Raw genomic sequence first — 18,533 nt, forward strand, 5'->3', positions numbered from 1 at the left:
CTGGAGCTGTTGTATCTGTCGCAACTTTTGGTTCACTTACGTCTGATGTATTTCCTGATGGGTCTGTCGCTGTCGCTGTCACATTACCTACTGGAATATCTTTCGTTGGAGTGATTGTTGCTACACCGTTTTCGTCAGCTGTTGCTTCACCAATCTTGTTGCCATCTTTATCGTAGAGGGCTACTGTTGAGCCTGGTTCTGCAGTCACTTCAACTGGGTCTTTAGTTCCTGCTTTACCTGTTAGATCTGTCTTAACTTCTGGTTTCGCTGGAGCTGTTGTATCTGTCGCAACTTTTGGTTCACTTACGTCTGATGTATTTCCTGATGGGTCTGTCGCTGTCGCTGTTACATTACCTACTGGAATATCTTTCGTTGGAGTGATTGTTGCTACACCGTTTTCGTCAGCTGTTGCTTCACCAATCTTGTTGCCATCTTTATCGTAGAGGGCTACTGTTGAGCCTGGTTCTGCACTGACTTCAACTGGGTCTTTAGTTCCTGCTTTACCTGTTAGATCTGTCTTAACTTCTGGTTTCGCTGGAGCTGTTGTATCTGTCGCAACTTTTGGTTCACTTACGTCTGATGTATTTCCTGATGGGTCTGTCGCTGTCGCTGTCACATTACCTACTGGAATATCTTTCGTTGGAGTGATTGTTGCTACACCTTGGTCGTTAGCTACGCCTGTTCCAAGACTGTTGCCGTCTTTGTCGAACAACTCAACGGTTGATCCTGGTTCTGCACTGACTTCAACTGGATCTTTAGTTCCGGCTTTACCTGTTAAATCTGTCTTAACTTCTGGTTTCGCTGGAGCTGTTGTATCTTTAGTTACAAATTCTGACAATGGTTTTGTATCTTTAGAACCATCTTTATAGGTTACAACAAGATTGTTTCCATCTTTTTCTACTTTATCAACAACTTTTGTAGCATCTTCTACTTCTTGACCTTTTTTGTCAGTTAAACGTGCATCTGGATTATTTTGAGAATATTCAACTTTAACTTTCTCTTTAATCTTTTCAAACTCTTTATCAGTAACATTGTTAGCATTTGATACGACTACTTTATCTGCTTCTGATGGAGTTTTGATATCATATTTCTTAGTTTGTGCTTTTAAGACGAAAGTTACTGCACCTGGGTCAGTAAGGTAAGTACCAACTATTTCTCCTGCTTTATTTTTATCTTTTGTTGCATGATTAGAAATCTCTGCACCATCTGTATCCGTTGCTGTTGCATAACGTGTTACAAGATCTAAAGAGTCGTCTTCTGTTTTCGGTAATTTTTCTGCCGCTATGCCAGAAACTTGTCCTGTTACTTTAATTTTCGCAGGTGTAGGAGTTTCAGAATTAATTGCTGTTACAGTGTAACCGTATTGATTATCCTGTTTATCTGGATTGCCATCAACTTCTGATAATGGTTTATTACCACCTTGTTTTAACGCAGCGGATTTAATTTTTCCAGAATCGTCATTAAAGGTAATATCAACGTCAGCTTCTTCTCCAGTATAAAGATAAATTTCTTTTTTGTTTGGAGCTGGATCTGAATATGGAATCTCTACTGTTGGAGCTACGTTTTCACGTGCAGGATTTACAACTACAGTAACTTCAATCTCGTCTGACTCTTTACCTTGGCTATCAACAGCTTTATACTTAACTGTGTAAGTGCCTGGGGTATTTGTATCAACGGTCTTGGTTGCTGCGTTACCATTTACTGAAACAACTTCAGCATGGACCTTATCACCCAGCGTTGCTTGAGCATCATCTTCTTTATCTGCCACTGTCACCAGAGAAGCAAGATCCAGTTGAGCACCTTGTTCAACAGTTTTTCTGTTTCCTTCAACTGCTGATGCAATAGTTGGAGCTTGGTTTTCTACTGAGCGTGGTTGCCAGCCAGCCACACTTGAGAAGCCACCTTCCACTACGTTTGAGATAGCTGCTACTTCTGTACCTGCAATCTTGTCAGCCATGGTAAGGACGATCGTATCTTGGAACTTACCGTTCTCAACTGATTTGACAGTTGCTGCTTCTGGTTTTTGAGATGTCCATGCAGATGAGACATTGTCACGTTTGACTGGGATCTCCGCAGTCTCTCCTGCAGTATTTGTATAACGCAAGTAGGCAATCCCTGCGTCATGAGGAACTTTAAGTGTTACCTCTTTTTGTCCTGCCACAACTGCATCTTGGTTAGTAGTCAAGCTTGAAGGTTCAACAGTAGTCACACCGACAGATACTGGTACTGTACGGCGGCTACTTTCTTCTCCGTTAACTGTTTGGCTTACCTGTACTGTTTGACGTGGTTTGATAGTTTCACCAGTACCTTGGTTGTTGTTAAGAGCTGTTGGAAGCTCACCTGTAGTCCAGTTACCACTACTGTCAACAGTGACGTTACCGATGTTTTGCTCCTGACCATCGATATAAAGTTTGATAGTTGCCCCTGGAACCCCTGTCCCTGAAAGAGTGCTTGAAGTCGACGCCACTGTCTGAACAGGAACGTTGATAGAAGTGTTCGTCAAGTTTGGAGTCACTCTTGGTGCATCAACCTGACTAACCAAGTTCTTGTCGTACTTACCTGAGATAGCATACCAGTTATTCCTTGGTAGCCCTGTCTTGGATTCAACTCCGGCAATATAAGAAATGGCTTGTGATGAGTTTTCAACTACTGTACGGTACTTAATAGTAAACTTGCGAGCACTAGAACTATTAGATAATTGAAGAACATATACCTTTTTAGTGTCCCCCATGACACCGCTAAGACCATCTACATTATTGTAATCATTTCCGACAGTATTTTTGACACGCCATTCAAGTCTATTACCTGCGTCAACATACTGAACACCTTCTGCATTTGCTGTTCCGGCACCCGATTCTTTATTTGCATCCTTCCAACCATATCGGTCTACGTAAGCACCATCATAATCTGTAACAAAATCATAAGGATCGGATACATTGTTAGGGATGGTAAAATAGTAGTATCCTCCCATCCTATCGTACTTAGCCTCGTTAAAGGTTACAGTCCACTCTAATACTGGGCGACCTTGACCAGATGGATCAGTTGCGACTGTCTTCCCATTGACTACCTCATAGTCGTCCAACTGTCTGTATTCAATCTTAGCACGTTCAGTTGGTTCTCCACCATTAACCGTAGCTCGTCTATTTTGGTATACGTACTTAATATCCTTTCCTTCCATAGAGCGATCTTGAGCACGTTCTTGTCCTGCTGCTCGACGACTACGTACACGAGGCGCATTTGCCGTTTCTGACACAGTAACATTATTTGCACTAGCGCTCACTGAGCTTGCTGTAGTCGACGATGCTGTAGAAGCTGTGACTGAACGAGATGCCTCTGAAGCAGTTGCTGGTTTTGCAGTTGATACATTTGTTGAGCCTGTAACTTCTGAAGCAACTGCTGTAGTCGATGATGTTGCTGCTGATGAAGTCGGCGCTGAACTTGTAGCACTTGATGAAGCTGGTGCTGTTGAAGCCGGCGCTGAACTTGTAGCACTTGTTGAAGCTGGTGCTTCCGAACTTACTGCTACACTTGATGCAACTGAGCTTGTAGGTGCAACCGACGTCGCTGTAACTGTTTCAGTAGCTGCTGGTGCTACCGTAGCAGTTGCTGCACTTTCTGGTGCTGTGCTTGGCGAAGTGGTGGTCGAGACTCCTTCACCTTGACTTGCACTTACAGCTGTAGCTACAACTGTTGCTCCATCAGATGTCGTTTCATCCGCTTGAGCTGTGTGACCAATCATGATCAAAGTACCAAGCAAGACCGAGCAGACTCCGATATTCAATTTACGAATCGAGAAACGACTCTTCTTACTAAAGATATCTTTACCCATATTTCCTCCTAGACAAGGAATCATTAGATTTTGATTGCTCTTGTCTCTTCTAAAAATAATATAAATTGAATTTCCCTAACATAAAATATATCATATAATTAGAATTGAATCAATATTTTACTGTCATAAAATTAATTTTATATATATTTTTTAAAAACTAACTTAAGCAAAATTTTTCTATATTAGTCTCATCTTACACATTATCTTTATACAGAAATTTGAAACCTTACAAATATAAATTAATAAGCAAAAACAAACTGTATATAAACGATTAAAAACCTTACAAAACCTATGCTCTCCCTTTGTTAAAAGCTTTACATTTTTCGGAAAACAGAATGATTCTTACGTTTTATACTTTCAATCTATATAGGATAATTCACAATAAAATTAATATTTAGATCCAGAAATATACATATTTTTAGATTTATTAACGATTTTACATTAGAAAAATGTCGATATTTTTAATGATTCAATTTCCCATCAAACTTTATTTTTGACTGAATAATTAAAAACTGCTCTAGAGATTATAGAGCCGATATTTTTAAGACTAGAATTGCGATTATGAACCATTTCGACAAGAAATCACTACCTTGTCGAGCCTTGAAAAATTACTGACAACACTTTCAAAAAGAGAGCCATAGGTTATCCCTAAACTGTTACTATTCAAAGACTTTTCGTCAAACTTTAGCACCACATGAAGTCGTTTAGAAGACACTGAAGTTCTCAGAAGAACTCGCCAATTATTATAACTTCTATCAGCTTTTGCTTTTTCACTTTCAAGAAAAAAGAGTGGATGAGTTTTTTGAACTCATAGAGGAGAATATAAGCAATGTCAATCATTACTTCCAAACATTCTTTAGGACTTTTTTTAAACATAGACAATACAAAAAAATGTTTTAGAAGCACATTATTCGATTGCAAAATTAGAAGATGGCAATATACTTAACAAGCATATCAAAGATTTGAGATCTGGTTTAAAAAAATTAATCAGCTTTAGAAAGCATGTATTTATAACTTTGAACATCACAAAAGAGACTCACCCCTTATGGGATGAGTCTCTTTTTCGAAAACTGAAATAGTCTAACTAACTATGTTGAGGGATTTAACCTATGAACTATCTTAGTCTTCTTTTTTGCGTTTTCCTGCCAAACCAAGTCCAGCTGCCGCAAGGATTCCTCCGAGAGCCATAGCTGCCATAGACGCATCATCACCTGTTTCAGGGAGTGCTGGTCCTTTAGGAGCTTCTGGTGTAGTTGGTGGTGTCACTGGTGGAACCACTGGAGTTGGAGGAGTCGGTGGTGTTGGTGGTGTTGGTGGTGTTGGTGGTGTTGGTGGTGTTGGAGGAGTCGGTGGTGTCACAATATTGTTGAACTCAGTATCTTCTGGCAATTGAGAAGTTACTGTCAAGACTTTACCGTCTTTAGTTACTGAGACAACGACTGTAGCAACCATCTTATCGTAGGTAACAGTTGCATCGTTACCTTGTACTTCTTCTACTGTGTAGACGTGAGTACCTTCTTCACCACGTTTGTACTCAAGAGCTGAGAACTTGATCTTACCGTTAGCATCATTGCTTACAGTTTCGATCACATTACCCTTGCTGTCTTTAAGTACGAAGCTAAACTCACCAGCTTTAAGTTCACGACCTTCAAGTTTCTTAGTGAATTCAAACTCAACCTTAGTTGGGATATTGACTACACGTTTTTCTGTTGGTTTTTCTGGTTTTTCAACAGATTTCTTAGTTGGGTCGTATTGGTGAACGATTTGTGACGCAGTATTTTCGATGTCTACACCATCTTTAGCAGTGCCTTTGATAGTTGCAGGAATATCGAACTTGTAGTAGCGTCCGAATGCCAATTTGGCAGTATCGATCACTTGTGTGTTTTCTGCATCGCCAAGTGACTTAGTAAGGTCAGCTTTAGATGTTGCAGTAATCACACCGTCAACGATTTGGATATCGAACTTAGCTGTCACATCTTCTCCTGTTACAGAGTCGTATGCTTTAATATCTTTAACGTTAACAGTCAAGTTTTCGCTGTCATATTTATCTGTAACACCTACAGATTGGATATTGTGAGCGTCAGTGAAGTTAGTTGTGTCGAGCCATACTTGGTAGACAAACTTATCACCTTTCTTGAGTGTCTTAGTATTGATATTTTCAGCTTCGTTGTTAGCTGTGCTGTCAGCGTAAGGATCCTTGTTAGTATCGCCTACTTTATCTTTCAACTCAGCATCATCGTCAACAAGTTTCATACCAGTGATATCGAATTTCTCTTTAGAAACAACGTATTTCTCTGGTTGGAACTTAGGTTTTTCTGGTGGACGAACAGTGTTGTTAAATTCTTTATCTGCTGGGTCGTTCACTTTAGTGATAAGAGCTTTCGCTTTACCATCATGTGAGACTTCAACAGTAACAAGAGCTTTCATTGAATCGTAAGAAACAGTTCCGTCAGTACCCTTAACTTCTTCTACAGTGTAGTTGTGAGTACCTTCTTGGCCTTTCTTGAATTCAAGAGCAGCAAATTTAACGTTACCTGCAGCGTCGTTCTTAACTGTTTGAAGGATGTTTCCATCTTTATCTTTAAGAACGAAGCTGAATTCATCCGCCTTAAGTTCACGGCCTTCAAGTTTCTTAGTGAAGTTAAATTCAACTTCAACTGGGATGTTTACGACACGTTTTTCTGTTGGTTTTTCAGGTTTCTTAACAGTCTTACTTTGTGGATCGTATTGGTGAACGATTTGTGAGGCTGTATTTTCGATGTCAACACCGCCCTTAGCAGATTGTTTAATTTCTGCTGGGATTTCAAACTTGTAGTAACGTCCGAAGGCGAACTTAGTTGTGTCGATAACTTGTGTATTTTCTGCATCGCCAAGTGACTTAGTAAGGTCAGCTTTAGATGTTGCAGTGATTACACCGTCAACGAGAGTGATATCGAACTTAGCTGTCACATCTTCTCCTGTTACAGAGTCGTATGCTTTAATATCTTTAACGTTAACAGTCAAGTTTTCGCTGTCATATTTATCTGTAACACCTACAGATTGGATATTGTGAGCTTCAGTGAATTTAGTTGTATCCAACCATACTTGGTAGTATACTTTATCACCTTTCTTGAGTGTCTTAGTATTGATATTTTGAGCTTCGTTGTTATCAGTCTTATCAGCGTAAGGATTTGCGTTAGTATCTGCAACCTTATCTTTCAATTCGCTATCATCGTCGAGAAGTTTAACTCCTGTAAGATCGAATTTAGATTCGTTAAGGATGTATTTCTCTGGGTTGAAGTCTGGAGTATCTGGAGGAGTTACTTTGTTGTTGAACTCTTTATCAGCTGCATCTGTCACGTTAGTGATAAGTGCTTTAGCTGTTCCATCATGTTTAACTTCAACTGTAACAACAGCTTTCATACCGTCGTATTGAACTGTGCCATCGGTACCTTTAACTTCTTCTACTGTGTACTTGTAAGTACCTTCTTGGCCTTTCTTGTACTCAATAGCTTTGAACTTAACGTTACCTGAAGCATCGTTCTTAACAGTTTCGATAACATTTCCTGCTTGATCCTTCAATTGGAAGCTGAATTCGTTAGCTTTAAGCTCACGACCTTCAAGTTTCTTAGTGAAGTTGAATTCAACTGAGATTGGAACGCTGTTTACACGTTTTTCAGTTGGTTTAGTAGGAATTTCTGTCTTCTTAGTTTGTGGGTTGTAGAAGTGAACTACTTGTCCAGCTGTATTTTCAATATCTACACCACCAGGAACAGAGTCTTTAACAGTGGTTGGGATATCGAATTTATAGTAACGGCCAAAGGCAAACTTAGTTGTGTCAATGATTTGAGTATTTGCATCGTCTCCAAGTGACTTAGTGAAGCCATCTTTAAGGTTAGCAGTAATCATGCCATTTTCAACTTTGATGTCGAATTTAGCTGTTACATCTTCGCCTGTTACTGAATCGTAAGCTTTAATAGCTGAAGCATCAAGCTCCAATTTAGTTTCATCGTAGTCATCAGAGATACCAACTGTTTGGATGTAATCCTTGTTGTTAGCGTCGAATTTAGTTGTATCGAGCCATACTTGGTAAACAAGTTTTTCACCACGTTTAACAGACTTAGTATTCATGTTTTCTTTTTCATTGTTTGATGCATCATCAGCATATGGGTTCGCATTTGTATCTGCGTACTTGTCTGCCAATTCTTTATCATCGTCAACGAGTGAGTTACCCTTGATGTCAAATTTCTCTTTGTTCACAACATATTTCTCTGGTTGGAACTTAGGTGTTTCTGGTGGAACCACCTTGTTGTTGAACTCTTTATCGTTAGCGCTTGAAGCGAATCCGCCTGTTGAAGCGTGGTTAACGACAGTTGTGAGAACTTTGCCTTCCTTAGTAACTTCCACTGTTACAGTTGCTTTCATAGCATCGTAAGTGATTGAAGTATCTTTACCAGCTACTTCTTCAACTGTGTAAGTGAATGTCTTACCAAGATCTGCTTTGCTGAACAAGAGTTTTTCAAACTTGATGTGACCATCTTTATCGTTGGTTACTGTTTGAAGAACCTTGTCGTCTTTGTCTTTCAATACGAAGCTGAACTCACCTGCAGTCAACTCACGTCCTTCAAGTCGTTTAGTGAAGTTGAACTCGAGTGGAACTGGAACGTTGTTTTCACGTGTTTGAGTTGGTTTTTCAGGAGTTGTAACTTTCTTATTGAATGGGTTGTATTGGTGAATTGTTTGGTTGGCTGTATTTTCAATATCTACACCGTCGTTAGCATCAATGTCTTTAACAACAGCTGGGATATCAAATTTATAGTAACGACCAAACTCGAATTTAGTTGTATCGATGACTGGAGTAGCATCTGTTGCACTAATAGCTTTAGTCAAGCTTGCTTTAGATGTACCGTAGAGAACACCATTTTCAACTTTAATATCGAACTTGTCTGTAACATCCTTACCAGTGATACCATCGTAAACCTTGATTTCAGAAGCGTCGATATCGAGCTTAGCTTCTTCGTAGTTGTCTGTGATACCAACTGTTTGAAGGTTGCTTTCTGCAGTGAAGTCACGAGTATCAAGCCATACTTGATAGTAGATCTTTTGACCACGTTTGAGGGTCTTACCATTCAAGTTTTGGATTTCAACTTTATCAGCTGAATCGTCGTCATCAGCAAGTTTGTTACCAATGATGTCGAAGCTTGGTTCTGAAACAACGTATTTCTCTGGTTTGAAGTTAGGAGTTACGTTGTTATCGAAGACACGATCGTCACCACCATAAGCATCTCCACCTACTGTAGCGTAAGAGATAACTGTTGACAATTGATCTCCTACTGAAGGTTGGATAACTTGAACAGTAACATTGACTTTCATGTTATCGTAAGTAACAGTTGTATCAGTTCCTTTAACTTCTTCTACTGTGTAGTTGAATGTCTTACCAAGATCTGCTTTAGCATAGTTGATAGTAGAGAATTTAACTTTACCTTCGGCATCATTCTTAACTGTTTCAAGAACATTACCTTTTTCATCTTTCAATTCAAAAGTAAATTCTTTATCTTGCAACTTACGTCCGTTAAGTGTCTTACCAAAGATCAACTCGATAGCAGTTGGAACGTTGTTAACACGTTTTTCTGTTGGTTTGTTTGGTTTTTCAACAGTCTTAGTAGTTGGGTTGTAGTAGTTTACAACTTGAGCTGCTGTATTTTCAATTTCAGCACCATCGTAAGCACCGTCAGTAACCTTAGCTGGGATGACAAACTTGTAGTAACGTCCAAATTCGAACTTAGTAGTATCGATAATTTGAGTGTTTTCCGCATCGCCAAGTGACTTAGTGAAGCCAGCTTTAAGTGTTGCAGTAATCACGCCGTTAGCGATAGAGATGTCGAACTTGTCAGTAACATCAGCACCAGTCTTACCATCGTAAGCCTTAATGTCTGAGGCTTTAACTTCCAATTTAGCTTCATCATAATCATCAGTGATACCAACAATTTGGATGTTATCCTTGTTGTTTGCATCAAATTGATTTGTATCAAGCCATACTTGGTAGTTGATAGTGTCGCCACGTTTAACAGCTTTAGTATTGATGTTTTCTGCTTCGTTGTTATCAGCTTTATCCGCATATGGGTTCGCATTTGTTTCTGCGTACTTATCTGTCAACTCTGCATCATCATCAAGAAGCTTAGTACCAGTGATATCAAACTTACCATTATCTTTGCTAAGAACGTATTTCTCTGGTTGGAACTTAGGTTCTTCTGGAGGAGTCACACGGTTGTTAAATTCTTTATCCGCAATGTCGCCTACAGTCGCGATAAGAACTTTAGCTGTTCCATCGTGTTTAACTGTAACTGTTACATTCGCTTTCATTGTGTCGTATGTAACGGTTGCGTCTGAGCCTTTAACTTCTTCTACTGTGTAGTTGTGTACGCCTTCTTGACCCTTCTTGAACTCAAGTTTAGAGAACTTAACGTTACCAGATGCATCGTTGCTTACAGTTTCAAGAGTCTTACCTTCTGAATCTTTAAGTACGAAGCTGAATTCGTTAGCTTTAAGCTCACGACCTTCCAAACGTTTAGTGAAGTTGAATTCCACTTCAACTGGTACGTTGTTAACACGTTTTTCAGTTGGTTTGTTTGGCTTTTCAACTTTCTTAGTTGTTGGGTTGTAGTAGTTAACTACTTGAGCCGCTGTATTTTCGATATCTACTCCGCCTTTAACATCAGCTTTAACTGTTGTTGGGATGTCGAACTTGTAGTAACGTCCGAAGGCGAATTTAGTTGTATCAATGATTTGAGTATTTTCTGCGTCGCCAAGTGACTTAGTGAAGCCAGCTTTAAGAGTTGCAGTCATCACACCATTTTCAACTTTAATGTCAAATTTATCTGTAACATCAGCACCAGTTACTGAATCGTAAGCTTTGATTGCTGAACCATCTACATCAACCTTAGTTTCATCGAAGTCATCAGTGATTCCTACAGTTTGAACGTTGTCTTTGTTAGCTGCGTCGAATTTGGTAGTATCCAACCATACTTGATAGTAGATCTTTTCGCCGCGTTTAACAGACTTAGTATTGATATTTTCTGCTTCGTTGTTATCAGCTTTATCCGCATATGGGTTCGCATTTGTGTCTGCGTACTTATCTGCCAACTCTTTATCATCATCAACGAGCTTGTCACCAGTGATATCGAATTTCTCTTCAGAAACAACGTATTTCTCTGGTTGGAACTTAGGTTCTTCTGGAGGAGTCACACGGTTGTTAAATTCTTTATCCGCAATGTCGCCTACAGTCGCGATAAGAACTTTAGCTGTTCCATCGTGTTTAACTGTAACTGTTACATTCGCTTTCATTGTGTCGTATGTAACGGTTGCGTCTGAGCCTTTAACTTCTTCTACTGTGTAGTTGTGTACGCCTTCTTGACCCTTCTTGAACTCAAGTTTAGAGAACTTAACGTTACCAGATGCATCGTTGCTTACAGTTTCAAGAGTCTTACCTTCTGAATCTTTAAGAACGAAGCTGAATTCGTTAGCTTTAAGCTCACGGCCTTCCAAACGTTTAGTGAAGTTGAATTCCACTTCAACTGGTACGTTGTTAACACGTTTTTCAGTTGGTTTGCTTGGTTTTTCAACTTTCTTAGTTGTTGGGTTGTAGTAGTTAACTACTTGAGCCGCAGTATTTTCAATATCTACACCACCAGGTACATCAGCTTTAACTGTTGTTGGGATGTCGAACTTGTAGTAACGTCCAAAGGCGAACTTAGTTGTGTCAATCACTTGAGTGTTTTCTGCATCACCAAGTGACTTAGTGAAGCCAGCTTTAAGAGTTGCAGTAATCACACCGTTGTTCACAGCGATATCGAATTTATCTGTTACTTCTGCGCCTGTTACTGAATCGTAAGCTTTAATCGCTGAAGCATCAAGGTTCAACTTCGCTTCATCGTAGTCATCTGAGATTCCTACTGATTGGATGTTGTCCTTGTTAGCTGCGTCGAATTTAGTTGTATCCAACCATACTTGGTAAACCAACTTGTCGCCACGTTTCACAGTCTTGGTGTTCAAGTTTTGTTTTTCGTTGTTTGATGCATCGTCCGCATATGGGTTCGCATTGGTATCTGCGTATTTGTCTGCCAACTCTTTATCATCATCAACGAGCTTGTCGCCTGTGATATCGAATTTTTCTTCAGAAACAACGTATTTCTCTGGTTGGAACTTAGGTTCTTCTGGAGGAGTGACACGGTTGTTGAATTCTTTATCAGCAGGGTCTGTCACGTTTGTGATCAAGGCTTTCGCTGTACCATCATGAGAAACAGTAACAGTTACAACAGCAGCCATTTCATCATAAGTGACAGTTGCATCTGTACCCTTAACCTCTGTTACAGTGTACTTGTAAGTACCTTCTTGACCCTTCTGGTATTTAAGGGCTGTAACAGTTTTACCAGCTTTATTTGTGTACTCTACTGGAGAGAATTTAATCTTACCAGCTGCATCGTTGGTTGCAGTTGCAATCACAACATTGTCGCTATCTTTCAACTCGAATGTGAATTCGCCAGCTTTAAGGTCACGACCTTCCAATTTCTTAGTGAAGTTAAATTCTACTGAGATTGGAACACTGTTTACACGTTTTTCAGTTGGTTTGTTTGGTTTTTCAACAGTCTTGCTTACTGGGTTGTAGTAGTTAACAACTTGGGCTGCTTTGTTTTCGATATCTGCACCAGCTACAACATCGTCTTTCACTGTTGCTGGAATATCAAATTTATAGTAGCGTCCAAATTCAAACTTAGTCGTATCAATGATTTGTGTATTTTCAGCGTCGCCAAGTGACTTAGTGAAGCCTGCTTTAAGGTTAGCTGTAAGAACACCGTTGTTATCAGTGATATCGAACTTGTTAGTAACATCTGCACCAGTTACAGAATCATAAACCTTGATATCTGAAGCATTAACAGTCAATTTATCCTTGTCGTAGTTATCTGTGATTCCTACTGTTTGGATATTGTCTTTGTTAGCTGCGTCAAATTTAGTTGTATCCAACCATACTTGGTAGTAAAGTTTAGATCCACGTTCAACTGTCTTGGTATTCAAGTTTTCAGCTTCGTTGTTGTTTGTATTATCGACATATGGATTAGTGTTTGTTTCACCATATTTATCTGTCAATTCAGAATCGTCATCAACGAGTTTAGTACCTGTGATATCGAATTTAGCTTTAGAAACAACGTATTTCTCTGGTTGGAACTTAGGTTCTTCTGGAGGAGTTACACGGTTGTTGAATTCTTTATCAGCAGCATCTGTTACGTTGGCAACGATTGCTTTAGCTGTACCATCGTGTGATACCACAACTTTAACAGTAGCAACCATTGTGTCGTATTTGACAGTTGTATCTGTACCAGGAGTTTCTTCTACTGTGTAGTTGTAAGTCTTACCAAGATCATCGCGACCAAATTCAAGAGTCTTGAAGACAATCTTACCAGCAGCGTCGTTCTTCACGCGTTCAACTTCAACGCCGTCTTTCTTCAATACGAATTCGAATTCGTTAGCTTGAAGTTCACGACCTTCCAAACGTTTTGTGAAGTTCATTTCCACTGGAACTGGAACACTGTTAACACGTTTTTGTGTTGGTTTGTTTGGTTTTTCAACTGTCTTGCTTACTGGGTTGTAAACGTGAACTGTTTGGTTGGCTGTATTTTCAATATCAGCACCAGCTTTAACAGATTCTTTAACAGTTGCTGGAATATCAAATTTATAGTAACGACCAAATGCGAACTTAGTAGTATCGATAACTGGGTTATTTACTTTATCCTTGATAAATTCATCTTTAGAAGTTGCAGTGATTGTACCATTTTCAACTTTGATGTCGAATTTAGCAGTCACGTCTGCACCAGTTACTGAATCGTATGCTTTGATGTCAGCAGCGTTAACATCCAATTTTTCTGCATCGTATGTATCAGATACACCAACGTATTGGATGTTGTTAGCTTCTGTAAATTTAGTAGTATCAAGCCATACTTGGTATACCAATTTAGAACCGCGTTTAACAGTCTTAGTATTCAAGTTTTCTGGTTCGTTGTTTTTAACACCATCAACATATGGATTCTCATTTGTTGCTGTGTACTCGTTACCAGGTACATCATCGTCGTCATCCATCAACTTGTCACCAGTGATGTCATATTTCTCTTTAGAAACGACAAATTTTTCTGGTTGGAATTCAGGAGGCGTTGGAGGAGTAACTTTGTTGTTGAATTCTTTATCGGCAGTACCGTCAGTAGCATTACCGTTGGCATCAACCCCACCAGTTGAAGATACGTTTGTAACTGTAGTCAATGAATGACCGTTCTTAGCAACTTCAACTGTAACAGTAGCTTTCATCTTATCGTAAGTCATACCAAACTCTTTGTTGGCTGGGATAACTTCTTCTACTGTATAAGTATGAGTACCTACTTTAGTGTTGTCGAATGACAAGTTAGAGAATGAAACATTACCAGCAGCATCATTCTTAACTGTTTCAACTACTGCACCTGTAGAATCTTTCAATACGAAGCTGAATTCACCTGCTTTAAGTTCACGACCTGCCAATTTCTTAGTAAAGTCGAACTTAGTCACAACTGGAGCAACAACATAGTTATTGAACTCAGTATCAGCCGGCATTGTAACTGCAGTGTTCAAAAGACCTGTTTGAGCGTCTTTTGTGACATTTACAGTCACAACTGCGTTCATTGAATCATAATCAATGTTTGTATCTGTTCCAGCTACTTCACGTACAGTGTAAGTGTGTGTACCTACAGTTGCATATGAGATTGGATCAAATTGGATTGAACCATCAGCCGCATTCTTCTTAGTTTGAATCACATTGCCGTTTTCAAGCAATTCGAATGTGAAGGCATTTGCTTCAAGAGTCTTACCTTCCAAACGTTTTGTGAAGCGGAATTGTGCTTGAGTAGGACCTGAAGTAAAGGTATTGTTGAATTCTGTATCTGCAGGAAGGGTATTTGTTGCTTTAAGTACGTGACCATCTTTAGTAACAGTGATTGTTACTTCAGCTTTCATTGGGTCATATTGCATACCAGCTTCAGAACCACGAACTTCTTCAACAGTGTACTTGTGAGTACCAACCTGTGCGTTTGTGAATGTCAAATCGTCAAAGGCGATAACACCACTAGCATTGTTAGTCTTAGTTTGAAGAACAGTTCCGTTCGCATCTTTCAATTGGAAAGTGAACTCACCATCTTTAAGGGCACGACCTGCAAGGGCTTTAGTGAAGTCGAAACGAGTCTTAACTGGAGCTACTGCAAAGTTGTTGAACTCTGTATCTTCTGGCATTGTAACTTTAGCAGTCAAGATACCAGATGCAGCATCTTTAGTAACGTTAACAGTTACTACTGCATTCATATCATCGTAATCGATGTTTGTATCTGTTCCAGCTACTTCACGTACAGTGTAAGTGTGAGAACCCTCTTTATCGTAAGAAATAGCGTCGAATTGGATTGTTCCGTCAGCCGCATTCTTCTTAGTTTGAATTACTTTACCATTTTCAAGCAATTCAAATGTGAAGGCATCCTTAGTAAGTTCTTTACCTTCAAGTTTCTTAGTAAACTTGAATTGAGCTTGTGTTGCAGCAGGTGTGAATGTATTGTTGAACTCTGTATCTGATGGAAGAGTGTTTGTTGCTTTAAGAACGTGACCTTCCTTAGTAACAGTGATTGTTACTTCAGCCTTCATTGTATCGTAAGTCATACCAGCTTCTTTGTTTTCTGGGATAACTTCTTCTACAGTGTACTTGTGAGTACCAACTTGAGTATTGTCAAAGGTCAAATCATCAAAGGCTACAACACCTGCTTTAGTATTTGTTTTAGTTTGAAGAACTTTACCAGTTGAATCTTTCAATACGAAGCTAAATTCACCGGCTTTCAACTCACGACCTGCGAGAGCCTTGCTAAAGTCAAACTTAGTCTTAACTGGAGCTACAACGTAGTTGTTGAAGACTTTATCATCTGCACTTGAAGCAAATCCACCAGTACCACTGTATTTAACTGAAGCTTGCAAATCACCTTTAGAGTTCTCTGTAACAGTAACTGTCATAGTAACTGTCATTGCATCATAATCAACGTTTGCATCTGAACCTGCAATCTCAGAGATTGTATATTTGTAGGTACCAACTTTATTGAAGCTTAATTTACTAAATGTAGCTTTACCATTTTTGTTAGTAACAGTTTCTTCGTAAGAAGGAAGTGATTTGTTTTCATTGACTTCTTTGATCTTGAAGCTGAATTCACCATCAACAAGTACACGTCCTTCAAGTTGTTTTTCAACTTCTGGAGTAACTGTTACAGGTTCTTGTTTGACATAGTAATAAACAGGTTGCTTATACGGTGTCAAAGAGTTGAGCAAGTCAACGTTGGTACCGATACCTGTAACTCCACGCTCTAATTGCGCATTATCTGAACCATGTCCAATTCCATCTCCTAAGAATGGTACGAATACACTATGATATGGTGCATATCCAGAAGCTTTTTGGAAGTCAAATGGAACTGTTTTACCGTTTGGATAGTTAGTTTTTGCTCCCGTTTTTGGATCAGTTACAGTATGCGCAATAGTGTTAAGAGGTGATTTTTTAACAACTAAGTCCTGTGAATTCCATTCACCTGGTTTAATCGGCTTAGTTTCTGCTAGCAACATATAGCCATCGGTACTTAATGAACCATCAGAACGTTTGCTTTGTTGTCTTGGATCTAGCAAGTAAACACGAATAACGACTGAACCGTCTTCTCCAACAACTTCTTTGATACGTTTGATACCGTAACGGTCCGCATCCATGAATTTCGTACCAACGGTGTAAGGACGACTTACAGTACCTGATTGATCATTTGCATCAGCAGTTTGGTAAAGTTTGTATCCATCAAATTGACGTTCGCCAGATGCTGTGAAACGTTGTCCTTCTTCAGCTTTAAGAGTGTATCTAGCCAACTCAACTTCATTACCATTTTCTTTATAATCTTGAACAGTTACATCTGTTTTATTGGCGTTAAATGTTGGGTTGTTTTTATCAACTACTTTATAGTAAGTTGTTTTATTGATTGTTACTGGTATTTTAGCGTTTGAGTCAGTAATTGTACGACCATTGTGAGCTGGTTCAACAGCATTTAAAATATCTGTTGTAGTACGAGCGTTATAGACCGCAGTAAATAGAGCTTGTTCTGCAGGTGTAAGTTGGTGCCCAGACGCCACTAAGTCTGTGATACTCTTTCCAACTTCATAACCATTTTGAATAAATGGTTCTGCTTTTTTACCCTTTGGAGCAGTTCCAGCTTTATAATCTACTTGGAAAGTTAATTGGCTATTAGACGCTGCCGTAGTAGTCGTGAATTTTTGAACACCACTAGAAGCGGTAATCGTTCTAGTTTCAACTACACTACCAGTGTTTTTGTCGAGCAATTCAACAGTTGTATCGGTAGAGTCATCAAATCTCTTATAGGCACGCGCATAATATTTTGTACCATAACGTTCATTGAATTTAGTAAGATCCCAAATAGCATACGTATAGAAGTCGCCTTCTTTAGCTTGGTAACCAGCTGGTACAGTTTGAGATGCAACAGTTGCACCATTTGGATCCGTCATACCAGGTGTAGCAACTTCACCGTCTTTTAGGAAAGTTGTTACAGCAATCGGCTCGTTATTGTGGTCTGTAGCAGCACGACGGTTACGACGGCTACGACTTGTTGCCAAAGCACCACCATTTGTCATATCAGTTGCAGCGCGATCAAGTGTTGCACTACGATCTTCAGCAGCTGCTCTAACTGAGTAAGCACGTGCTGTGACATTTGGCTTAACACTTGTTGCTGCTGCCGCAGTTTCAGCTGCTGCTGTTTCTTCAGCTACTGGAGCTGCTGTTGCTGCAGTACGATTAGCCGCTGTTGCAGCTGGAGTTGCTGCAGCGGCTGTCGTTGAAGCTGTTGTTTCAACTTTACCGCTAGCTGCTGCAGTTGATGCTGCAGTAGCTGGTTTAGCTGCTTCTGATGTAGCTTTGTTTTCTGCAGGTTTAGCTGCTTCTGAAGCTGGTTTAGCTGCTTCAGGTTTTGCAGCTTCTGTAGCTTGTTTGTCAGTTGCCTCTGCGGCAGCCTTATCTGTTGTTGAAGCTTCTGGCGTCAAGTTAAATGTTGACGCAGTTGCCTCAGTTGAAGATACAGCTGCAGTAGGATCTGCTTGAGCTGTTGATGCTGTTGATGTCTCAACCAGGTTTGAAGAACTCTCGCCCTCAACTGATGAACCAGGATTTGATGAAGAAGCATCAGGTGCTACGACTTCATCAGCCTGTGCAGTATGAGCAGCAAAGAGTGCCGTTCCTAGCAAGACTGAAGCGACACCAAACGAATATTTACGCAATGAAAATCGTTGACGTCTGTTAAAAATGTCTTTCATTTCAAGTCTCCCTCTGTATGAAATAGTTAGTTATAGGTCACGAGTATACAAGAATCCTATACTTGAACTCATGATTCTATTACATTCTAACATTCTGACAATTCATGGTCAAGTGATTAAGTCAACTTTTTTTAAAAAAAATCAAGTTGTCTGACAATTCAACCAACAACTTTCGCTCGTTTTTTATTCTTACAGGTGTAAACCCTTGATTTTATTTGTTTTATACCGTTTTCAAATTTCTATTTTATTTTCTTTTCATTCCTAACTTTCTCATGATTTTCACGGAAGATGTTAGACTTATGAGAGGATTTAACTCATTTTATTG

Annotated in this window: 2 protein-coding genes and 1 pseudogene; 1 reads left to right on the plus strand and 2 read right to left on the minus strand. The window is 39.4% G+C overall.

Annotated elements, in window-relative coordinates:
* Positions 1-3,829: Ig-like domain-containing protein (locus ACT170_RS10820; protein WP_444818295.1), on the minus strand; the 3,829-nt coding region annotated here is incomplete at its 3' end.
* A 543-nt stretch (positions 3,830-4,372) separates the two neighbouring features.
* Between ACT170_RS10820 and ACT170_RS10825 the strand changes: the two are divergent.
* A pseudogene (locus ACT170_RS10825) lies at positions 4,373-4,908 on the plus strand (ISL3 family transposase); the annotation flags it as partial.
* Positions 4,909-4,948: 40 nt separating this feature from the next.
* Here ACT170_RS10825 and ACT170_RS10830 read toward each other — a convergent pair.
* Positions 4,949-18,208, minus strand: coding sequence for an SspB-related isopeptide-forming adhesin (locus tag ACT170_RS10830; RefSeq protein WP_444818296.1), 13,260 nt, complete (start codon positions 18,206-18,208; stop codon positions 4,949-4,951).
* Positions 18,209-18,533: the final 325 nt, after the last annotated feature.

This window comes from Streptococcus sp. cx1 (genome assembly GCF_052384325.1).
GTDB lineage: Bacteria > Bacillota > Bacilli > Lactobacillales > Streptococcaceae > Streptococcus > Streptococcus salivarius_G.